The following is a 21,960-nucleotide window of genomic DNA, read 5'->3' as shown; positions in this document are numbered from 1 at the left end:
GGTTCTTTCATTTTTTTTAGTAAGTTGGTCTAAAATTTAGAATCATTTTATGGCTAGAGGCAGATCGAAAATCGTATTGGGGCTTTTTGTTTTCCTATTGGGAATGACGGGTTGGGGCCTGATGGCGCAAAACGTCACTGTGAAAGGAACCGTGCTCGATGTCAACGACAAATCGAAACTCGAAGGAGTGACGGTTTCCGTCGGAACCGAGGCCGGAGGCTTAACCCTGGAGGATGGAATGTTCAGTTTCTCCGTCAAGAGAGCGCCTGAATTGAAAGTCAGGTTTCAATATTCTGGCTCCGACACGACCCTCACGGTCGTTACGGATCCGGGAGTCAACGAATATGCTATCGAGATGCTTCTCGGTCAAAAGAAAACCATGACCATGGATGTGGTCGTCATTACAGCCGGCAAGCATGAGCAAACCTTGGCGGATGTCGTGACGTCCATGGATGTGATTGGCCAAAAGAGTGTGGATCTCCAGATTTCGAGCGATATCGAGGACGCACTGGTACAGAGCTCCGGGGTGGATATCATCGACGGTCAGCCCAACATCCGAGGCAGCTCAGGCTATGCCTACGGTGTCGGTAGCCGTGTCATGGTGATGCTTGACGGCTTGCCGTTGCTGTCGCCGGATGCTGGATATGTGCAGTTTGACCTGATCCCGACCGACAACATCGCTCAAATCGAGGTGATGAAGGGCGCATCGTCCGTGCTATACGGTTCGAGTGCCATGGGTGGGGTCATCAACGTGATCATGGCGGATGCGCCAGAGGAGCCTAAAACTTCAATTCGTTTGCGTGGTGCAATGTACGATTCGCCTTATGACAAGCGGTTGGACTGGGATAGCACCAAATCCGCCAAAAATGCAGGCATCAACATTTTCCACAGTCGCAAGATCGGCCGCCACGACTTGGTCCTTCTCGGAGACTTCTGGAGAAATACGGGATGGCGCCACGGCACCGGCTCCACCGAAGGTCGTGCCCAAATCATGACCAAATTCAGGCCAAAGGCCGTGCCCGGCATGGTTTGGGGCATCAATGCAAGCACGAAATTCGATTCCAGCACAACCTTTTTGTTTTGGGACTCTTACATTCCTGCCGACACTTTTTACGCGTTTGCAAGCGATGAGCCGCGCTACAATTCGCTGGGAGCCTATTCTGGCCAGAATTCTGCACGCTCACAGTTCAATACACGTTTTACCGTTGATCCTTATATCAAGTATTTGACGCCCAAAGGCAACATCCACAACTACCGTGGACGTTACATGCGCACCAACAACAACAACGATACAGGGCAGGGTAGCCACAACACGATGTGGTACAATGATTATCAATTTTCCACCCATCTCTGGGAAAACCGGATCAACTGGGTTTCCGGTGCGACGGCATCCTTTAATTTTTCAGATGGCGACAGCCTTTACGGCGGCGACCACAAAGCAGTCAACTTGGCGGTTTATACGCAGTTTGATGCAAGGCTCACTGAAAAGTTGAATGCAACCATCGGGGGTCGATTTGACAACTGGCAAATTGACGACAGCGTCAACAACCGTTCCCCGATTTTCAGGGCTGGTTTGAACTACGAGTTTGTCAAAGGCTCCAACATCCGTACTTCATTTGGTCAGGCATTTCGCAGTCCGTCGATTGCTGAGCGTTACACCAATACTTTCGCAAGTGGCTTGACGATTGCTCCTAATCCTGATTTGCTCGTCGAAAAGGGCTTTTCAGCTGAAATTGGCTACCGCCAAGGTTTCCTTTGGCAGTCAAAAACCCGTTCAGACCGCAGTTTGTTGGGCTATGTTGACGTCGCAGGATTTGTGATGAATTATCAAAACATGATCGAGTTTGGCGTGCAAACCCCGGACACGTTTATCCTGACGGAATTGGTACCGGTGTTCACCGCCAAGAATTTTGCCCATGCGCGTACCGCCGGGGTTGAAGCAACAGCGATGCTGCAATACACCATGGGTAAGTTGCGATTTGATTTGAACGGGGGTATCACATATATCAACCCAGTCAATTTGGATCCTTCTCCAGATTCTTTGCAGGTAGATTTGCTCAACTTGATGGGTCCGCAAGACAATCCGACCAACAATGAGGCATTTGGTATGTTGCTGAGTATGCTCACAACGGAAGATATGCCAGGGCACCGTGTAGATAATCCTAAGGTCCTGAAATACAGAAGTAAATGGCTCAATCGTGTGAGTGCTACCGTAGGCTATGGGGCCTTTAACCTCACCTGCAACTACCGCTACAAGTCGGCAGTGTTGGCAATTGACCAGTTTTTGTATGCCGCGATTCCAGGTGCATCTGATTGGGTGAAGGCCCACCCCAAAGGTTATGGTTTGGTCGACATCATTGCTTCGGCACAGGTGACAAAGGGATTCCAAATTGCTTTGAGTGCTGAAAATGCCTTCAACCGCGAATACGTGATTTTGCCAGGTATCATCGGCGAGCAACGGAATTTCAATATCCAGATGAAATACGTGTTCTGATCGTCTGAGCACGGTATTTCTGGCCGGAATTGCCAGAATCAAAGAAGCCATCCAAGCTGAAAATATTGCTTGGATGGCTTTTTTCCTTTTCTTTACCATTGGTTTGTTGCAATAAAGATAGAAGAATCATGAAGCACCCCCTCAAAAATGGCTTCGCATTGGCGGTTTTGTTTTTTCTGGGAATGACGGTTTCGTTGGTTGCCCAGCAGGTAAATATCCGTGGCAGGGTCATCGATGGCACCGACAAAAGTCCGATTCAGGGCGTAACGGTCATCGTGGTGGGCACAGAAATGGGTATGAGTACCGGTGAAGACGGTAATTTCTCTTTTTTGGTCAATTCGGCTCCCGAAATCAAACTGCTGTTTCGCTACGTCGAATTTCCATCTGACACCACGCTTGTCGTCAAGACTGAAACCGGCAAAGTCAACTATGAAGTCGAATTGGTTACAGGTGAGGGAAAGCAGGTTTTGTTTGACCCCATCGTCTTCACCGCCAACAAGGGACAACAGAATATTTCCAGACTTTCGGCTTCGTTTGATGTCATCGGCGCAAAGAAGGTCGACATGCAGGTGAGCCATGATATCAAGGACGCCTTGCAGCAAAACTCGGGTGTGGATATCATTGACGGTCAGCCGAGTATCCGGGGGAGTTCGGGATATGCGTACGGCGTGGGCAGCCGCGTAATGCTGTTGTTGGACGGCCTACCCTTGTTGTCGCCTGATGCCGGCATCGCGCAGTTTGATATGATTCCGACGGACAACATCGCCCAAATTGAGGTGATGAAAGGCGCTTCGTCGGTGCTTTACGGTTCCTCCGCCATGGGCGGCGTCATCAATGTGTTGATGGCCGATGCGCCCGAAAAGCCCAAGACCTCCATTCGCCTTCGCGGCACAGGTTATGGCTCGCCGAGAGACAAAAGATTGGACTGGGATGGAAACAGATTCGCCAAGAATGCAGGCATCAATATCTTTCACAGCCACAAAATCGGGCGTCATGACGTGATTGGCTTGGTCGATTTTTGGAAAGATACCGGATGGAAGGCCAACAATGCCTCGACGCAAGGCCGTGCCCAAGTCATGACCAAATTTCGGCCCAAGGGCCTGAACGGCTTGACGTGGGGAATCAACGGAAACATCCGTTTTGATTCGTCGAGTACTTCGGTTTTCTGGGATTCGTATTACCCTGATGACACGTTGATTACCTTTGGCGGAGATACCGTTTTCAATTCCTTGGGGGCACTTTCCGGCTCTACAAGCATTCGCAGGCAGCTCAACATCCGAAGCTCGATCGATCCTTATATCAAGTATCTTACGCCCAAGGGCAATTTGCATTCCTACCGTGGACGCATGATGCGCACGAGCAATACCAACGACACCTACCAAAGCAACTACAATGCGATGTATTTCAACGACTACAACTTCTCGACGCGCTTGCTTGACGAGCGTTTGACTTGGGTGATTGGTGGAACATTGAGCTACAACACGATACGCGGCGACAGTATCTATAAAGGAAAACATACGGCACTGAATACTGCTGCTTATACCCAAGTCGATGGACGAATTTCAGCGAAATGGTCAGCAACGTTTGGTGCACGCTTTGACAAGTGGACCATCGACGATACGCTGATCAATGCATCGCCGATTTTCAGAGTCGGTACCAACTACGAATTTCGCCAAGGCTCCAACATTCGGGCCTCGTTTGGCCAAGCCTTCCGTAGCCCCTCGATTGCCGAGCGCTACCTTGACACCAATGCCGGCGGCTTGGTGATCGCCTCCAATCCCAAATTGGAAGTGGAAAAGGGTTATTCTACCGAATTGGGCTTCCGGCAGGGGTATATGGTCGGCAAAGGAAAACGCGCCTTGATCGGCTATGTGGATGTTGCCGGCTTCATGATGGACTATAAAAACATGATCGAATTTGGTGTTGTGCCGCCGGATACCTTCATTTTTGGATCGACACCTGTGTTTTCCACGCGCAACTACGCCCGCGCCCGCCTCACAGGTATTGAAGCAACGGCAATGGCCCAATGGACCCATGAAAAACTCCATTTTGATGTCAATGGTGGGATCACCTACATGAATCCGGTGAATCTAAATGGAGATACCGCAAAGCAAGTGGACTTGTTGAACACCGTAGGTCCACAAGATCAGCCATTTACGGGAGAGGCATTTGGAATGATTCTCGCTTTGAATTCGCCGAGTGATGCGCCGTTCCACCGGGACGACAATCCTAAGGTTTTGAAATACCGTAGTAAATGGCTCAATCGATTCAGCGCGACCGTCGGATATGGCCGCTACAGCTTGACCTGCAATTACCGCTACAAGTCCGCGATTTTGGCCATTGACCAATTCCTGTACATCGGCGTTCCGGGCACAGCCGATTGGGTTTTGTCACATCCTAAAGGCTTCAGCATCTTCGATTTTGTCGTTTCGGCCCAGGTTTCCAAAGCGTTTCAGTTGACATTGTCGGCCAAAAATGCCCTCAACGAAGAGTATGCGGTATTGCCAGGAAATATGGGCGAGCAACGCTCGTATGCGTTCCAAATGAAATACGTTTTCTAGTTCGGAATTCAGAGTTTAGAGTCAATGGATTACTCTGAACTCTGCCTTCTGAACGCTGAACAAACAGTACAAATTTATTACTCTGAACTCTGAATTATAAGAGGAGTTTGGGCATTTTCGCTTCGACAAGGCCGTAAAGATCCCAAGGTTTGAGCTTGCGCCAATTCAGCGCATCCAATTCCTCTGACCAGAAGAAGTAGCGACCGATTTCGTACTCTTCGATTTCAGCGATCACGTGCGCGCGTGCGCGGATGAGGCAAATCCAGCCGTCCTCCAATTCTTCTTGCAAAGCCTCGTAATAGTCGTCCGCATCCAGGTAGATGTTCAGAATATTCTCGGCAATCAAGACAAATTTGGAGATGCCGGCATCGATCATGAATGTGAAGAAGTTTTCTGAAAGCAATCGGTAGTCGTTCTGAATCAGGTCATTCCACACGCCAAACAATTCAATGATGGCATAGCCCGTTTCGTAATCGGCATAGAGGATCTTGAGGAGCATTCCGTCGGAGCCGAAGGCATCCCACAGTGGGTGGGCGAGGTATTCATACACGCCTTTGTCCAAATCAAAGGCATTGTGATCGGCATCCTGATAAGGAGAATAGGGATCAGCCTCATTCGAATAAAAGCCCAGCCAGCCGTAAAAAGGTTCTATTTCGTGCATCCAAGTGTATTCTTGTGCAAAGTTCGGAGATTTCTTCCAAATGGGCCAAAACCGCAAGCCAATACGTTGCCGTTCACCAAAACTGTTCATTGGCCGACAAGGCGATTCGCAAGTCCATGCGAACTGAAGGCTAGCGACCTTGGAATTTGCTGATTCTCAGTAGACCCAGCGAAAAACTTTTGGACGTTTACAAGGGAATTTGTAAGTTGGTAGCAAGTTTTTTGAAGGAGCCTGTCTCCTTCCGACCAATTATCAGCTACATTTTAACCTCGGAAAGGAATCTCACCCCATGAAAATTTCTACAAAGAGACTTTTGGTATTGTTTTCATTGCTCTTGCTTGGCAATGCCGGCGCTTTGAATGCCTGCAACCTATCGGATTTAACATTTTGCGGGGCGACGACTTCGCCTTTGCTCAACAGCTCCTTTCCCAATGACACTTTGATTTGCCTTACTGTTTGTAATGGGTATGGTGTTACTGGTACCTCATTGGGGCAGACAGCGACACGCGCTCGTTGGGTTTTGGCTGGTATGACCATCAGGCTGGTTTTGTGATTCGGGCATTTACACCGACATCGATTACCAGTGGTCGAGGTTTTGATAACTGTACGATGCCCGGTGCCGATATTGGTCCGCAGGGCGCGCCCTTCAACAGTCAGGGAACTGTCCTTTTTGTTGATCCAGGATATTACGGATTTGACCCTTGTTCGGCTCAGCTTTTTGGTTGCATTTCCACAACTGCAGACTGTGGTGCCTTGGCACAGCAATGCATTACCTATACATTTCAGGTGAACCAAATTCCGGATTCAGTGCGTGTTTTCGGGGTTGAAGGCGCTGGAAATCCTTTGGATGGTTGTTATCCCGATGCGGACATGATGCATTTCTTTAATGATCCGGCGGACATTTGAATGGGGTGGAATTTCGGGGTATCGAGAGATACGCACGATCGCAGTGAAGTGGTCGACCTTGACGGAGGTCAATTCAGACGTTTTTGAATCGAGCGGGTGAACGCGGATGGAATCTTCGAAGAAGATTGGAACAGTTAAAGCTTCCGGCAATTCCTCAGTGCTCAAACGGTACGAATTTGTAGATCTTGCGCCGATGCCTGGCGAAAACCGCTACCGCATCGTCCAAATTGACACGGAGGGTAATTCTTCGGTTTCCAACGCCATTGAGGTGGTTTTTGATGGTCCTGCAGGACTGGCTTGGGGAGCGATCGGCCCAAACCCTGCTAAAGATTTCGTGAATCTAACGTATTTCAATGACCGTGCAGAATCTATGCAGCTCACGCTAAGCTCCATGGACGGCAAGGTTGTTTTCGTCAGCTCCTCGGCAATTTCCGGCTCAGGGTACATTGTTGGATTTGGATAAAATCGATGCCGCAGCCTATCAAATCAGCATTCAAGGTGCTGACCGGAAGGTTTCCCGCAGGCTGTTGAAACTCTGAGATCATGTCAAAGCTGGCATTTGCTGAACAGAAGATCTGCTTTCGCCGTATTTTGAGCATCATTACTGTAAACCAGGGGAAACAGGATGAATTGTCTTACTTGTTGAGATTGAGGCAATGCGTCACTCCCCAGACTGGAAAAAATATTGCTTCAAACAAAAAAAAGTTCGTACTTTGTCCATAGGTAAAGGTTTTTGTATGGGCCTCCCGCTGAAAATCATTTTTGGGCGGGTGACAGGATCAAGGTAAGGATAGAAAGGACGAGAATTATGAAGAGTTTTACATTGAAAGTCTTTGTTGTACACTCAATGCTGCCGTGGTAATAGGCGGCAGCCAGGGCGTCAAGGCCTGCAACCTTGCTGGCGTCATTGTGTGGGGTCTATAAAGCTCCCCTCCTCAATGCCTCTTTTCCTGCCGACTCGATGGTTTGCCTTCGATTGAGCGTGGGTTGGGGAAAAACAGGTACCGGTCTTGGGGCAGACAGCGACACACGCTCGATCAGCTTCGGTTGGTGGACGCATCGCTCGGGTTTTATGATTCAATGCTTTTTCCCCAGAACGATTACCAGTGGTCAGGGTTTTGCAAATTGCACGATGCCGGGTAGCGACATTGGCCTCACCTGTCCCGCCCTATTTTACCCAGGCAACAATTGTTTATGTGGATCCAGGCTACTACCATACTGCTCCCTGTGTATTACAGCCCTATGCTTGTGTGACAAGCACGGCCTTGTGCGGAAACATCGGCTCCAACACAACCGATTATCTTTTTCAGGTTAATAAAATTCCTGACTCCGTTCGTGTTTACGGAATTGAAGGTGCAGGTAACCCGATTGACGGTTGTTATCCCGATGCTGATATGATGTTCAACTTCACTACCCTCGCCGTGGAATGGGGCAATATTGAAGGCATCGCCACCGAGAACGCTATTAAGGTAAAGTGGGCGACGATTTCAGAAACCAATAGCGAATTTTTTGCCATTGAGCGCGTAGGCACAAGCGGCGTGTTTGAAGAAATCGGAACCGTCAATGCTACGGGTTACTCAGCCGAAGAGCGACGTTATGAATTTGTGGACCTCGCTCCGATGCCAGGCATCAACCGGTACCGGATCCTTCAACTGGATGAAGCAGGGAACTCCGATGCCTCGCAAGCCATTGAAGTGAACTTTGCTGGTCCTACAGGATTGGTTTGGGGTGCAGTTGGACCAAATCCTGCTGCTGACTTCTTGAATTTGACATTCTACAACGATCAGTCCGAGTCCTTGTTGCTCACCGTGAGCGACATGAATGGGAAATCGGTGATTCGTCAAGAAATCTCCGCGAACGCAGGCGCCAATGCCATCAGACTTGCCTTGGACAAAGTCGATGCCGGTGCCTATTTTGTGAGCTTGAACAGCGGCAGCGAGAAGCTCACCCGCAAAATCGTGAAGCTCTAAACGCGATACGGTTTCATAATTTGAACGCCAGAATCCCATAAGGTTCTGGCGTTCAGCATTAAAAAAATGCTGTTTTTTTGACACTTCCCTGTAACCTATCTGTATTGCCGACGTATAGAACTCCATGTTTCGTGCGGTGTTGGGTATTTCATTTGCAGCAGTTTTGCTCCCACTCGCTGCCCTTTCGCAGGGGCAGTCGCATGCTGACACCATTCTCACAAGCCCATTCCTTGGATTGACCGAGTTTTTGATCGAGGTGCCGTTGGGGCAGACATTTATTGCTCCGGCACGATGTCCCGGCGCAACAACCACACGTTATTCGTTGCCAGAAGGCAAGCCTGCCCCGATTTGCCACCTTGACACAACCGCTGAACAACACCTTCGTGCAACCATGTCCATGGGCATGCATACCAACAAAACCGTTTACCAGAGCCAAACCACGATGCGTGGCAGTTCGAGTGCCGTGAGTTACCGCATGGCGGGGAGCATGACCATCGACGACGATCCCTCCAAATATGTCATGGAACTGAATGTCGACCCCAAGGCCGACATGATGATGAAGCTGGATCTCGGCTACGGCAGCGCACGGCTTGATCTCTCCGATACCCGCATGCATGCCTTGCGCATCGTTTCCGGCGCGGCAGACGTTGTCATTTGCTACAACAAACCCAGTGCTGCCCCGATGAAGCTCATGCATTTGAGCGGAGGCATGTCCAAAATCGTGGTGCGCAACCTCGAGTTGGCGCGCGCCGCCAATGTCTCCATTGAAAATGCCATGGGCGACACCAAAATTGTGGTCGGCAACGGCATGACTTCCAAGAGCATGGTGCGCATTGATGTAGGTGCCGGAAGTTGTACGCTCCTTGTGCACAAAGATGCTCCGGTCAAGATCATCCTCAACAGCACGATTTTTTCCTCGGCACCGGTCCCGGAGGGGTATGTCAAAACGGGCGACAATACCTTTGTCAGTCACGCCTACAAGCTCCATTCGCAGGAGGCCATGACATTGGTCATTGATTTGGGGCTGGGTAGCTTCGAATTGGTTCCTTTTGAATGAGCCGGCCGAAATTTTCAAACGCCGTTTCTGTAACAAATTTTGCCTTCCAATCGTTTTGATCATAGGGTTGATTCCTGTCGGGAGAATGCCTAACTTCATTGACAGATTGAATTGGTTTTGAAAAAGTCACTCCTTCTTCCGCTCGCTTTCTTGCTGTTCGTCGCCTGCGACGACGCTCCTGTGTTTCCCAATGAGCCGGAAATTTCCTTTTTGAGCATTACACCTTCGACGGCCACACAATTCACGGCCGACGAAATCAGCTTGACCATTCATTACCAGGATGGTGACGGTGATCTTGGCTATGAGGGAGATCCAACCAACAACCTTTTTGTCGAAGACATGCGCAGCGCCTATGCCGCTGATTCTGCACGATTTTCAGCGTTCCCTTTTGCAAGCCTTACCCCTGAAACGCGCAAGCCTTCAATTCAGGGCGAAATTTCCGTGGTTTTGACCACGCCACCTTGGGAACCGACCGAGGAACCCTTGGTTTACCGCGTTTATATCGTCGACCGTGCAGGAAATGTGAGTAACAGCGTCCTGTCAACACCCATCGTGGTGCAGCAATAACCATCCATGGCAAGCCGATCAGCCGAATATTACCCGATCGCAAGTGCAAGTAGTCAATCAGAAGCGATCCGCGTGCGCATGCTCTTGGACCGTCTTTGCCTGCCTTACCATTTGTTGGGAGAAAATATTTATTCGATCTATGGCGATGCCGCCGCCGTTTTTGCTGGGCCGATGCAATTCTTGATTCCGCAAGAACTGAAGGATCAAGCCGAAGAACGGTTGCTTGAATTGTTCTCGATTGATCCCCAAAAGCTGCCGACCCAATGTCCGGCCTGCGATGCCTTTGTTCCTCGGGGAAATTGTGATTGCCCCAATTGCGGCCTGTTTCTGGGCTAAATTCTTAATTTTGCCGCCATGGCGGTCTTCAATTTCTGGAAACAGGAGATTACCTACCTCAAAAAGGTCGGTCCCAAGCGTGCAGAAATGCTCAACGCCGATGCGGGCATCTTCTTTTTTGGGGACTTGCTCACCTATTTTCCCCGCAAATACGTCGACCGCTCCCAAGTCCACCGCATCCGGGACATCCGCTCAGACATGGCGCAAGTGACGCTACTTGGGAAAATCACCGCATTCGAAGAGGTCAAAGGGCAAAAGGGCGGCAGACTCAACGCAACTTTTACCGACGGATCTGGCGAAATCGAATTGGTTTGGTTCAAAGGCCTGCGTTACGTCAAGGAGACTTTGAAGATCGGGGAGGAAATCGTCGTTTTCGGCAGCCCCAAAATTTTTGGCCGCAGCATTCAAATCGCCCATCCGGAGATCGAAAAGGGGAAAAGTCCGGAGGAAATGGTCCATAGCCTGAAAATCATTCCCCTGTACGCCTCCACCGAAAAGCTGAAGAACGCGGGGCTTGATTCGAAGGGATTTCGTGCCATCGTCAGCAATATGATGGAGATGGGCAAGGATGAAATTGCCGAAAACCTCTCTCCCGCGATCATGCAAAAGTATGGTCTGCTTTCCAGAAGGAATGCATTCATGCAAATCCACTTTCCTGACGATTTTCAAATGCTCGAAAAGGGGCAAAATCGGCTGAAATTCGAGGAATTTTTCTTTTTTCAGTTGATCATGGCGCATCGCAAGCTGGTGGAGCAACCGCTGCGGCCAAGCCATCCTTTTCCGGTGGTGGGGCGGCATTTCAACGAATTCTACGAAAAATACATCCCGTTTGAACTGACAGGTGCCCAAAAGCGGGTGCTGAAGGAGATCAGGGCGGATTTGCGGCGACCGATTCAGATGAATCGGCTCGTGCAGGGCGACGTCGGTTCGGGCAAGACGATGGTCGCGTTTATGGCAATGCTGCTGGCGCTGGACAATGGTTTTCAGGCTGCGATCATGGCGCCGACGGAGATTTTGGCGGAACAGCATTACTCGAAAATCAAGGGCTACGGCGCGCCCATGGGCGTGCGTGTGGCCATGCTCACCGGCAGCGTCAAGGGCGCAGCGCGCAAGCAACTCCTCCTCGAATTGGCTGGCGGCCACATTGACATTCTCGTGGGGACCCACGCGCTCATCGAAGACCATGTGCGTTTCCAGCGACTGGGCTTGGTCGTGGTCGATGAGCAGCACAAATTCGGGGTGATGCAACGCGCCAAACTCTGGAGCAAGGCCGACCTCAGCCCGCACAACATGGTCATGACCGCGACGCCCATCCCACGCACGCTTGCGCTCACGCTCTTTGGCGACATCGACGTGAGCAAAATCGACGAATTGCCTCCCGGGCGCAAGCCTGTACTCACGGCAGTACGCACGGAAGCGCAACGCCTGCAGGTATTCGGATTCATGCAAAAGGAAATCGAGGCCGGTCGGCAGGTCTATGTGGTTTATCCTTTGGTGGAGGAGAATGAAAAGCTCGATTTTATTGCCGTCACCGAAGGGTATGAAGCGATGTCGCGGCGTTTTCCGGATTTGCATGTCGGCATCGTACACGGGCGCATGAAGCCGGAAGCCAAGGATTTTGAAATGCAACGCTTCAAAAAGGGCGAAACGAAGATTTTGGTGGCGACGACTGTGATTGAGGTTGGCGTGGACGTACCCAATGCGTCCGTGATGGTGATTGAAAATTCGAATCGGTTTGGGTTGTCGCAGCTGCATCAATTGCGGGGTAGGGTAGGGCGTGGCGCGGAACAGAGCTATTGCATTCTCATGGCAAGCGAAAAAAACAGCGAAGATGCCAAAAAGCGCCTCCGCGCCATGGTCGATACCCATGATGGCTTCAAAATCGCTGAAATTGACCTCAAGTTGCGTGGCCACGGCGACTTTCTCGGTACAAGGCAAAGCGGTGTGATTCCCGAGCTCCGCCTCGCCAACTTCATCGAGGACGGCGAATTGTTTGAAATCGCAAGGGAAGCCGCATTTTCCTTGATTTCCGAGGATCCCGCACTTGCCAAGCCTGAAAATCAGGGCATTCGGGCATATTTGGATCAGTACCGCAAAAAATACGGTTTTTTGAAAGACATCGCCTGAAACGGTCGATTTGGATGGCCTATGAATTCAATTTCGATCCATCGAATGCCATTCGCCGCGGGGTAACGATAAGTTTTCTATCTTGGAGGATCAAAATTGATTCGTTGATGCGTTGTTCCCATTTCGTCTGTTTCCTTGCATTGTTTTCCGTTTTTGCGACGGCCAAGGCCTCCAATTCCGATTCGCTGGACGTGATCCATTACGGCATTCACGTCGATACGATCGTCAATGCGACCAATCTGAGGGAGATTCGGGGGCATACCGATGTGCAATTGGTATCGACCGTCACGAGCCTGAGCTCCATCACTTTGGATTTGCTGCGCTACCAAGTCGATAGTGTCAAGGTCAATGGATTGACTACGACCTTTTCCTACAACGACACATTACTCGCGATTCACCCCAGTCCTGCGCCTGGAATGGGAGACACTGTCGTGGTTTCCGTTTGGTACCGAGGCCGCAGTTCGCTGGACGCTGGCGGATTTGGCGGCGTTTATTTCGTGCCCAACAATGTTTTTAACCTAGGCGTGGGACTGACGACCGATCCGCATGTGTATGGTCGGAGCATGTTTCCCTGCAAGGACAATTTTGTCGATCGCGCCTATTTTGATTTCTATTTCCGGGTGGACAGCAGCCAAATGGCCATTTGCAATGGCACCTTGCAATCCAAGACGAATGGCGGCGGTGCGAGCAAAATCTGGCATTGGAACCTGCGCGACAACATTCCGACCTACTTGGTGGGATTTAGCGTTGCCCCGTATGCGCATGTCGCGCGTTCGTTTGTAAGCATTTCCGGGGACACGATTCCCTTTGACATTTATGCTACCGCTGGGGATACTGCGGCCGCAAAAACGCAAGCACAACGCCTGCTCACCGGCGTCGCTGCATTTGAAAGCAAGTTTGGCGCGTTTTCTTGGGAACGCCTCGGTTATGTGATTGTCAATCAGCCGGTCAATGGCAGCGTCGGGGCCATGGAACATGCCACCAACATCGCTTATCCGCGGGTTTTGCTCAATCAGGGGCAGGCCTACGAGACGATTTGGGCCCACGAGGCGAGTCACCATTGGTTTGGAGATTTGGTGACCTGCGAAGAGGAAGGCGAAATGTGGCTGAATGAAGGTTGGGCCAGTTTCTGCGAATCGATTTTTATGGAGGCTGCCTACGGCTTTACCTCCTACAAAAATTACAACCGCAGTACCCACAGTGATGTCTTGCGTCGCGCTTACGTGGAAGATGGTGGATATCAGCCGCTTTCGGCGATGCCACATGATTATACTTACAGTCGCACGACCTACAGCAGAGGCGCCTTGGTAGCGCACTCGTTGCGCGGGCAATTGCGGGATAGCCGTTTTTTTCCGGGCATCACGCAGTACCTCAATCAATATCGATTCAGCCACGTGAACAGCGACAGCCTTCGGTTGAGCTTGGAAGCGAGCACGGGCCGCAATCTGACCAATTTCTTCGATTCTTGGGTGCATCAAGGTGGATTTGTCCACGTTTCATTGGATTCATTTTATGTGATTCCCGGCGGATTGGACCATACCTATATGTTTTTCAGGCAGCGGTTTAAGGGGCCTGCGACTGTTTACAGTGATTCGTTGGTGGTGCCCGTGCGGTTCTTAGGGGCCAATTGGGAGCGATTGGATACCAATGTGGTCATTACGGGCGCATCAGATTCCATCCATATCGGCTGGATGTTCATGCCCGTTGCCGTGATCATCGACCCCGAGGAATGGGTTGCAGATGCTACCACCGACAATTACCAAACCATTCGCAGTACCGGAACCAAAACATTTCCCAATACTTGGCTGGATGTCGTGGTCGATTCATTGATTGACAGCGCGTGGGTGCAAGTAACCCACAACTGGATTGCGCCAGACAGCTTTTGGTCACCCAGGCCCGGGATCAAACTTGGCAATTCGCGGTATTGGACTGTGAGGGGTATTTTCCCGAATGGATTCCAAGCTCGTGGCAAATTTTTCTACAATGGCACCACGGCCCAGTCCGCTGGATTGCTCGACCATACTTGGATGACCAACGGTGAAGACTCGCTCTTGCTCTTCTACCGTCCCAACGCGCGTGAGGACTGGCAGCAAGTCACCAATTTTCAGCGGCTGATGGGAAGCCCCGCAGACAAGATCGGCAGCATCATCGCATTGGATTTGCTGGAAGGCGAATATGCAATGGGCACTTATGAAAATTTCGTTGTGGCTGCCGAATCCTCGGTTTCCTTGGAACTCAAGGTCTATCCCAATCCCAATGACGGTCGGTTTTACCTTCAATTGCCCGAGCCGAACGGAAAGTATGAGATTCGAATGGTGGATGGTGAAGGTCGATTGATCCATGAAATGCTGGTAGAAAATCAGGAAACCATCGCGCTGGAAAAGGGTTATCTTGCAAGCGGCTGGTACATGGTTTCGGTACGCGATGCAGCCGGCCGCATTGGAAGTCAGCGAGTTTTGATTCAACGGTAAAAGACTATCAAAAAGATCCTTCAAAAAATATATGTGGTTTGGGTGGCATGGACATTCATTTCCACGATGCTTTGGGCATTTTTCTTCCTGCTTTGGGGCAAGCTGATGTCACGCAAGAAGGCCTTGGTTTACAGTGATTCCATCCTGCGCATGTGGTCACAATTCTGGGGATTTTGGATCGGGATCCGGTATCGGCAGACGGGTTGGAAGGCTGAATATGGCCAAACCCCGATGGTGTTGGTAACCAACCACAACAGTTTTCTGGATACCCCTGTTTCCTATGTGAACATCCGTGCGCCCTTTCGCACGCTCGCCAAACGCGAATTGCTCAAGGTGCCGATCATGGGCTTCATCTTCAAAACCTCCGGGATCATGGTCGACCGCAGCAGCCCCGAGAGCCGCAAAGCCAGCTTCCAACGTATGGTCGAGGCCGTAACTTTGGGCGAATCCCTGATGATCTATCCGGAAGGCACTCAAAATCGCACGAATGAGCAAATGCAGCCCTTTTTTGATGGCGCCTTCAAGCTCGCCGTCGCGACCCAGGTTCCGATCCTTCCCGTGGTGACGATCAATACAAGACGCACGATGCCCCAAGCCAAATTCGGGAAGATCCGTCCCGGAGTGCTGAGTCAGCATTTTATGGAGCCGATTTCGACGGTGGGATTGCAGGAAGTCGATGTGGCCGCCTTGGTCGAGCGCGTCCGCGCAGCCATGATCGCAAAGCAGATCGAGTTGGACCCAAAGTATCCGAATTGACCGGGTAGCGAAAAATAGAAAATGCCAACCCAAGGGTCGGCACTTCCTAGAATCATAACTTCCAATAGTAGAAAAAAAGTCTTCTTGGCTTATTCGATGACGATGCGTTGTACCGTCATGCCCGATTTCGTTTGGATGCGGGCGAAGTACATGCCCGGTGCAAATCCGTGGAGCGACATCGGGAACTTCGCCTTGTGAATCTCCGTCTGACGGAAAAGCAACTGACCCTGCAGCGAAATCAATTCAATTTCCTCGATTTCCGTACCGGTAGCCGCAATCGTCAGGCGATCTTGGGCTGGATTCGGATAGATTTGGACAAATGCATCTGGCGCATTGAGTAGTGGTGTCTCGGTGGTACGGTCAAAGACCATCATGGAATCTTGCTGTGCATCGACCGGCATTGCAAGGCCATCCATGCCAATGACTTTCACATCCGTGAAAAAGACATTCAAGGATGCGGAATCCAGTGTCGCCCGTTTGCCGTCGATGTTGTCGATGATCACAAAGTGAGCGGTCGCCACCTGTCCCATTCCGGAAGAAGAGGTATGGTTGGTGCGTACTTGCGCTGCATCACAGATGCTAAGCGTCGGATGGTTGCGCGACATGTCGAGCGTGGTGCTTCCATTCGCAAGCCAACTGCCGTTGAAGTCGATCCAGAAGGTGCTGCTGTCAATCAACGAAGCATCGTAATGCAATTTGAAAGCCCATCCGTAGATGTTGGCGGCAGGTACACTATTGTCTCCCAAGATGATCGGCGCCGAGATCGTGTCTCCGACGGATGCACTGTCAGGCAGCACAAGCCGGAAAGGTGGATCAACTGTCGTGCCACGCGCCACAGGAAGATTTGCCTTCAAATGTGTAAGGCCATAGTTCAAGGTGATCGCCAAGGTGTCATTGTCGTCGACAAGACTGTCGCCGTTGCAGTCACTGAACATTTCGTCGATGATGCCGGGGATAGGTGTTCCCCAAGTCCAAGGCGAACTCACTTGGCCTGCCCAAGCATTGGTGATCGTGCTTCGCATCGTCCCAACATTCCCGTAGTTGACACCGATCGGCAGAAGGTCAAAGGCATCAGCCACCAGATTGTTGTCTGCATCCCCTGGCCATACAAGGCTCGTATCCCCAAGCCGAATGTCGTACCAAGCGGCAACCATATTGTTGAGTTGCGAGGTAGTGTCGATGGCCGTGATCCAAAAACGCTTGCCAGTTGGCGCTGCAATCGAAGTTGGGGCGGTCCAGCAAAGTCGTGCCCAAGGTCCGACAGCCATCACCGTATCCGGACCGATGCCAAAGGTGTCGGTGAATGCGGCCCCAGGAAGGTCACTCATCCAACTGAGCTGCGTGGCATCGCCGGTGTTGGGGTCAGTAGCATTGAAGTCCACGCAGAAGCTGCCTCCGGGTGGCACGATGATCTGTCCGCCAATCACCCGGGCACCAACAGGATTGGTCGGGAGCGAAATTGCAGGTAGAAGATTCGCTGGAAATGTCGTCGAACCGAGGATTTCAAATTCGCGCAGCACACTCCCAATTCGTTGACCGTTGCGATATTCCGTTACGCGCACGCCGATGGACGCGATGACATTCGCACCGGCATTGGGTACGATCCATAGAAGACCATTTTCCTCATTGAACGTATGCATCCAATTCGGTCCCATCGGATTCCACCAATTGTAACCCAGGTTGTAAACGATCGGGTTTCCGCTGCCATCGAGTGGCGTTTCCAATGAATAAGCCAAGGAATCCCCATCGGGATCGGTGGCACCAAGGTCAAAAAAGTTGTTGCTGCGCAGGGCCGTAGCGATGCGTGGAGGCGCATTGTGCCAAACTGGCGAACTGTTGCAACCCACGATGCTCAAATTCAGGGTGTCGGTGACAACGGTAGAGCCGGCTGTCATCGCGTTTTGAATACTGGTATTCGATCCGTTACGGCAGCATTCATTCCACGAGAACTGGTACTTGGTACAAGAAACACCACTAAAATTGTAGTCGCTCGTGAAATGATAGTCCCTCACTCCAGGGTAGGCTCCGCCGGAGCATGTGGTCGGGTAGGCAGGAGAGAGAAAGGAAACATCATCGGAACTGACAAGCGTCCATGCCGTTGCCGTGGGTGCGGTGCATCCGACCCCGAATCCGGTAACGGTCAGCGGCGCGGGATTGGGAGTCAATCCTTGGCAATCGGCATAGTAATGCAAATGAGCGCGGTATTGGCCTCCGCCAAGGCATTCATAGGTAATGGTGGAGCCGATGAAATGGGTGGCCGAAAGCGTGCCGATTCCAAAACCAAGGCAAAGCAAGAGCAGCGTAAGGATGTATTTCAGGCGCATAGGATTCCCGTAAAGCAGCAAATTTTTGGTGATATTTTCTTTGTCTCGATGCATTCTCTGGTTGCAAGAACCGTCAATGGAACTTGCACAATACAAAGATTGACCGAAGTGAAGGGCTAAAAAAGAACATTTTTAAATATTTGTCGGCTGATCATTTTGGGCGCATATTCGATTTTGATTTAAAATGTGACTTTATGTCAATATTTGAATGTCAAAATTTGTAATTTGTCGGAGTGAAAGATTCAAAATTGGTTGGGTTGCTGTCGACCTTGCAGAAAAAAGAACAGGTAAGGCTGTTGAAGTTCTTGGCATCACCCTACCACAATGTCGATTTGCGCCTGTGGAGTCTTGCGAATGCACTTTTTTCGCCGGCGGGCTCCATGGAAAAGCAGGATGTTTGGAAGGCAATTTTTCCGGACAGGCCGTTCGAAGATTTGTTCCTGAGGCGCTTGGCTTCGGAATTGCTGGAATTGGTCGTCAAGTTTTTGACGCTCGAGCAATTCGCAGAATCTCAAGCGCAGCAGCAGGTGGAATTGCTCAAAACCTTGCGGGAGCGAGAGGTCCCCGCCCTTTATGAGTTTTTTTACCGGAAAGCCATGCGATCGGAATTGTCGCATACCGACCCATCCAATCCCGCGTTGGATCGCAATCAATTGCTCAATTCACGGGCTTTGCTGGACGATTATCTCCTGGAAGCAGAACGCAATGCCTGGCTCGAACGAAGTGCAAACCGCAGTGGCGTGACCAATTTGGATGCGTCGGTCGCCAGTTTGGACCGGTTTTACCTCTTCAACAAGCTCAAATATGCTTGCACGCGCCTCAACAACCGGAACGTGATGGGCGGTGACTTTCAGGATCCCTTGATCGAGGGCTTGCTGAAGCAGTTGCCGACCAGTCATTACGCAGAGGATCCGGCCGTTTTGATCTACTTCCGGATCTACCAAATGCTCAGCCGGCCAGAGGAGAATGAGCATTATCCGCTGCTGCGCAAACAGTTGTCGCAGTTCGCCCTCGAATTTACGCTCGATGAAGCACGGCACCTTTATGCCTTTGCCATGAACTATTGCATCGGCCGCATCAACGCCGGCGAAGGAACCTATTTGCGCGAAATCTTTGACCTTTACAAGGAATCATTGGAACGCAAGGTTCTCCTCGAAGGCGACAGCCTCAGCCCTTGGGATTACAAAAACATCGTGGTCGTCGGGTTACGCCTCTCCGAATTTGAGTGGGTAGAAAGTTTCATTCGCAGCTACAAGGACCGCATCCCGGTCGAGCACCGCGAAAACGCATTTACCTACAACCTCGCCAAGCTGCATTTCTACGAAAAGCATTACAGTGAGGTGCTCAAGCTCCTTCAAAAGCTGGAATACGAAGATGTTTTTTACAACCTCGACGCCAAAGTGATGCTGCTCAAAATCTACTTCGAACTCCATGAAATCGACGCATTGGACAGCTTGATAGAGAGCTTTCGCACTTTTCTTCGCAGAAACAAGCTCATTTCGGCCTCACACCGCACCAATTATCTCAACTTGATCCTTTTTGTGAAGAAACTCAGCCGCGTAGGTTACGGAGACCACAAACGGATCGCGAAAATCCGGGCAGACTTTGAGGCGACCAGGCAGATTGCAGATGCCGATTGGCTGCGCGAGAAGCTAGGCGGGTGACCGGGATGCGAAGGTGGCGCAATCAGCGGTTGGGCTGTTTACGACATGCGGGAACTCGCGAAGGTGGCGCTATCGGCGGCTGGTGTGTTAGCGCCGCCTTCGCTATCCACCCTCGAACTGTTTCCTCGCACTCAAACTCCAACTACAAACTCCACGTCCACAGCTTCCCAAACCTCAGGCACTTCCCATTTTTTGACCATTTGGCGCATGACATTGTCGGGAACCTTGGCTGCGCGGTTGGCATTTTGTTGCATCATTCTGGCGAATGGAACCTCGATATACACGATTTTCGTGCGGGCTTTGTAGCTGTCAAACAGCTCGATCAGCTGCCCCCGGATGCTCGGCACGATGTTGGTCGCGTTCCAAATGAAGGATTGGCCTTTGCGCATGTACTCCTTGGCGCGTTCTTTGGCGGCGTTGATGAGTTTGCCTTGGGCTTCGCGGTGCGCGATGTCCATGTCCTCGCGCATCTGATCCAGCGAAATCACCGGCAAGCCTTGGCCATGTTTTGCAATCCAGGTGTCCTTGCCCGAACCCGGCATGCCGCACATCAAAATCGCTTCGCCCCGGAAAACATCAAACGGCTCATAAAAAGGCCCATTCTCCGGATTTTTGAAGTATTCAAACCGCTGATGCCCATCCTTGAACGGCCAAGGCCCGTCCCAAACTCCTTGTTCCTGACAATATTCGCGGAATATCGCCACGCGGTCGAGGAGTTCGTTTTTGTCCTTGCATTCGCGGCCCAAGACATCCGCCTCTGCCAGCAAAGCGAGCAACTTCAGATCGCAGGAAATGCTGGCTTTCAAGAGTGTAGCCTGTAAATCACGCTTCTCCAAAAACCACAACGGCAAGCCGTGGTACCGCACCAATTGCGCGATTTCCTCCCGAATGGCAAACGGAATCGGCCCCGGATTTTGCTGAAAAATTTCCTGCCGAATCAAGCTGCGGCCCTTGACCGCGTGGCGCGGCGAAACAATGTCCCCATTCGGCTCGATGACCGTGCACATCGGCTTGGCGATGTCATGCGCGAGTGTGGCGAGGAAAAGTGTCGAACGTTTGGGCTCCGGAAGCGATTGATAATCAGGTAGCGAAAGCAAGCTTTCCATCACCATCCGCGTATGGATGCCAACATTGCCTTCGGCATGGTGGATCGGGCTTTGGGGCGTGCCGTGCAGCTTTTGCACCCAGTTGAGCGCGTTCAAGGCCTCCCAATTCAGCGGCTGATCGGGGGCGGGGCAAAGCGGAGATGTCCAAACGGTTTGCTTTGAGTTCATAGTAGAATGGGTTGTTGGTGATGGAAAAGAAAACTAGTCGAATCTTTCAAGTTCCTTGTTCGTCAGATCGAGAACAGCTTGTAAATCGCGTAACATACCTGGGCCGCATTCATGTTCAAGATCGGATTGGTTTAGGGTTTGAAGGATATTTTTCAGCTTACCCTCGACCGGATGGCCCCGAAAAACATAATGCATCTGGTTTTCAAGCTCACCTAGTAGTCCATAGAAAAGTGACTCAAATTCCAATTCGCCGAGAAGCGGAATAATCCCTTCCATTTTAAGCTTGATAAATTCCCAGAGTGCCTTTTCCTTCTCCAAGGCACCATCTTGGCCGTTTTCAATATCACCGATTTTCATGTTGAATATGGCAAGGTATAGGAATCCACCCCCGGCAACTGGGGCAGCATAGGCGTACTCAGCGCCAGCATTTTTTGCAGCTGTTGAAGCTACAGTCCTTGCCTCATCTTCGGAAACGCCTGACTTTGAGGTGGTTTCCCCGTCTGGAACCTGAATTCTAGGAATCTTGTCATAGTAACTCATTGTGGAAATCCAAACATAGCTTTGGTTGGTGCCAGCAAATGAAATAATGCCCTTGCAATCGGCATGGGCAACAGTATTGCGATTGGCGTCGACCCATCTTATTTTTCCTGCAGGAAGATCTGCTGCGTAAGATTTCACATCCAAGGAATCTAATTTGGCCTTGGTAGTTTCAAAAATATTCATGTCGCATCGAATTTCAAGACTGGAAAAAAGGAAAAGACTAAAATACATTCTTTTTGTTTCAAGAATTCA

The 21,960-nt window shown here is 50.8% G+C and carries 17 protein-coding genes; 13 read left to right on the top strand and 4 right to left on the bottom strand.

The features are described 5' to 3' along the window. The first annotated feature begins 49 nt into the window (after positions 1-49). Positions 50-2,494 (top strand): TonB-dependent receptor, encoded by a 2,445-nt coding sequence (locus IPN95_20360; protein MBK9451722.1) that lies wholly within the window; start codon positions 50-52, stop codon positions 2,492-2,494. A gap of 128 nt (positions 2,495-2,622) precedes the next feature. Beyond that, on the top strand, positions 2,623-5,055 hold the full coding sequence (locus tag IPN95_20355) for a TonB-dependent receptor (GenBank protein ID MBK9451721.1): 2,433 nt from the start codon (positions 2,623-2,625) through the stop codon (positions 5,053-5,055). A 94-nt stretch (positions 5,056-5,149) separates the two neighbouring features. Here the strand turns inward: IPN95_20355 and IPN95_20350 are convergent, their stop codons facing one another. Continuing rightward, a complete protein-coding gene (locus tag IPN95_20350) occupies positions 5,150-5,716 on the bottom strand; it encodes a hypothetical protein (GenBank protein MBK9451720.1) in 567 nt (188 codons plus the stop codon). Positions 5,717-6,005: 289 nt separating this feature from the next. Here IPN95_20350 and IPN95_20345 point away from each other — a divergent pair, with 289 nt between their 5' ends. From IPN95_20345 to IPN95_20300, 10 genes are all read left to right on the top strand, one after another. After that, entirely contained in the window at positions 6,006-6,269 is a 264-nt protein-coding gene (locus IPN95_20345) for a hypothetical protein (GenBank protein MBK9451719.1), read from the top strand. Then, complete coding sequence (locus IPN95_20340) at positions 6,230-6,622, top strand: hypothetical protein (protein MBK9451718.1); 393 nt, start codon at positions 6,230-6,232, stop codon at positions 6,620-6,622. Before IPN95_20345 ends, IPN95_20340 begins: the two co-directional genes overlap by 40 nt. Before the next feature lie 106 nt (positions 6,623-6,728). Then, on the top strand, positions 6,729-7,085 hold the full coding sequence (locus IPN95_20335; GenBank protein MBK9451717.1) for a hypothetical protein: 357 nt from the start codon (positions 6,729-6,731) through the stop codon (positions 7,083-7,085). A gap of 733 nt (positions 7,086-7,818) precedes the next feature. Further along, positions 7,819-8,592 carry a T9SS type A sorting domain-containing protein gene (locus IPN95_20330; GenBank protein MBK9451716.1) on the top strand — a complete coding sequence of 258 codons (774 nt, stop codon included), beginning with the start codon at positions 7,819-7,821 and terminating at the stop codon, positions 8,590-8,592. Between the two features lie 124 nt (positions 8,593-8,716). Beyond that, entirely contained in the window at positions 8,717-9,649 is a 933-nt protein-coding gene (locus IPN95_20325) for a hypothetical protein (GenBank protein ID MBK9451715.1), read from the top strand. A gap of 117 nt (positions 9,650-9,766) precedes the next feature. Further along, positions 9,767-10,216 carry a hypothetical protein gene (locus IPN95_20320; protein MBK9451714.1) on the top strand — a complete coding sequence of 150 codons (450 nt, stop codon included), beginning with the start codon at positions 9,767-9,769 and terminating at the stop codon, positions 10,214-10,216. Between the two features lie 6 nt (positions 10,217-10,222). Continuing rightward, positions 10,223-10,552, top strand: a complete 330-nt coding sequence (locus tag IPN95_20315) for a hypothetical protein (protein ID MBK9451713.1) — start codon at positions 10,223-10,225, stop codon at positions 10,550-10,552. 18 nt (positions 10,553-10,570) lie between these two features. Continuing rightward, positions 10,571-12,679 carry an ATP-dependent DNA helicase RecG gene (recG, locus tag IPN95_20310; protein ID MBK9451712.1) on the top strand — a complete coding sequence of 703 codons (2,109 nt, stop codon included), beginning with the start codon at positions 10,571-10,573 and terminating at the stop codon, positions 12,677-12,679. A gap of 107 nt (positions 12,680-12,786) precedes the next feature. Then, on the top strand, positions 12,787-15,150 hold the full coding sequence (locus tag IPN95_20305) for a hypothetical protein (protein MBK9451711.1): 2,364 nt from the start codon (positions 12,787-12,789) through the stop codon (positions 15,148-15,150). A 42-nt stretch (positions 15,151-15,192) separates the two neighbouring features. Further along, a complete protein-coding gene (locus tag IPN95_20300; GenBank protein MBK9451710.1) occupies positions 15,193-15,906 on the top strand; it encodes a 1-acyl-sn-glycerol-3-phosphate acyltransferase in 714 nt (237 codons plus the stop codon). An 89-nt stretch (positions 15,907-15,995) separates the two neighbouring features. Here the strand turns inward: IPN95_20300 and IPN95_20295 are convergent, their stop codons facing one another. Continuing rightward, positions 15,996-18,284, bottom strand: coding sequence for a T9SS type A sorting domain-containing protein (locus tag IPN95_20295; protein ID MBK9451709.1), 2,289 nt, complete (start codon positions 18,282-18,284; stop codon positions 15,996-15,998). 179 nt (positions 18,285-18,463) lie between these two features. Between IPN95_20295 and IPN95_20290 the strand changes: the two genes are divergently transcribed. Further along, positions 18,464-19,894 (top strand): hypothetical protein, encoded by a 1,431-nt coding sequence (locus tag IPN95_20290; GenBank protein ID MBK9451708.1) that lies wholly within the window; start codon positions 18,464-18,466, stop codon positions 19,892-19,894. Positions 19,895-20,025: 131 nt separating this feature from the next. Here the strand turns inward: IPN95_20290 and IPN95_20285 are convergent, their stop codons facing one another. After that, the gene (locus tag IPN95_20285; protein MBK9451707.1) at positions 20,026-21,168 is read right to left on the bottom strand and encodes an AAA family ATPase; all 1,143 of its coding nucleotides are present in this window, start codon (positions 21,166-21,168) and stop codon (positions 20,026-20,028) included. A gap of 33 nt (positions 21,169-21,201) precedes the next feature. Continuing rightward, positions 21,202-21,891, bottom strand: coding sequence for a hypothetical protein (locus IPN95_20280; protein MBK9451706.1), 690 nt, complete (start codon positions 21,889-21,891; stop codon positions 21,202-21,204). Between the last annotated feature and the right edge of the window lie 69 nt (positions 21,892-21,960).

This window comes from Bacteroidota bacterium (genome assembly GCA_016718825.1).
In the GTDB taxonomy this organism is placed as follows: domain Bacteria; phylum Bacteroidota; class Bacteroidia; order J057; family JADKCL01; genus JADKCL01.
Note: the sequence above shows the minus strand (reverse complement) of the source record. Positions and strands in the feature narration are given on the sequence as shown.

What these genes read in the sequence shown, in the direction of transcription:
- IPN95_20360 (MBK9451722.1), top strand. Translation starts at nt 50, where the DNA reads ATGGCTAGAGGCAGATCGAAAATCGTATTGGGGCTTTTTGTTTTCCTA.
- IPN95_20355 (MBK9451721.1), top strand. Translation starts at nt 2,623, where the DNA reads ATGAAGCACCCCCTCAAAAATGGCTTCGCATTGGCGGTTTTGTTTTTT.
- IPN95_20350 (MBK9451720.1), bottom strand. Translation starts at nt 5,716, where the DNA reads ATGCACGAAATAGAACCTTTTTACGGCTGGCTGGGCTTTTATTCGAAT.
- IPN95_20345 (MBK9451719.1), top strand. Translation starts at nt 6,006, where the DNA reads ATGAAAATTTCTACAAAGAGACTTTTGGTATTGTTTTCATTGCTCTTG.
- IPN95_20335 (MBK9451717.1), top strand. Translation starts at nt 6,729, where the DNA reads ATGGAATCTTCGAAGAAGATTGGAACAGTTAAAGCTTCCGGCAATTCC.
- IPN95_20325 (MBK9451715.1), top strand. Translation starts at nt 8,717, where the DNA reads ATGTTTCGTGCGGTGTTGGGTATTTCATTTGCAGCAGTTTTGCTCCCA.
- IPN95_20315 (MBK9451713.1), top strand. Translation starts at nt 10,223, where the DNA reads ATGGCAAGCCGATCAGCCGAATATTACCCGATCGCAAGTGCAAGTAGT.
- recG (MBK9451712.1), top strand. Translation starts at nt 10,571, where the DNA reads ATGGCGGTCTTCAATTTCTGGAAACAGGAGATTACCTACCTCAAAAAG.
- IPN95_20305 (MBK9451711.1), top strand. Translation starts at nt 12,787, where the DNA reads ATGCGTTGTTCCCATTTCGTCTGTTTCCTTGCATTGTTTTCCGTTTTT.
- IPN95_20295 (MBK9451709.1), bottom strand. Translation starts at nt 18,284, where the DNA reads ATGCATCGAGACAAAGAAAATATCACCAAAAATTTGCTGCTTTACGGG.
- IPN95_20285 (MBK9451707.1), bottom strand. Translation starts at nt 21,168, where the DNA reads ATGAACTCAAAGCAAACCGTTTGGACATCTCCGCTTTGCCCCGCCCCC.
- IPN95_20280 (MBK9451706.1), bottom strand. Translation starts at nt 21,891, where the DNA reads ATGAATATTTTTGAAACTACCAAGGCCAAATTAGATTCCTTGGATGTG.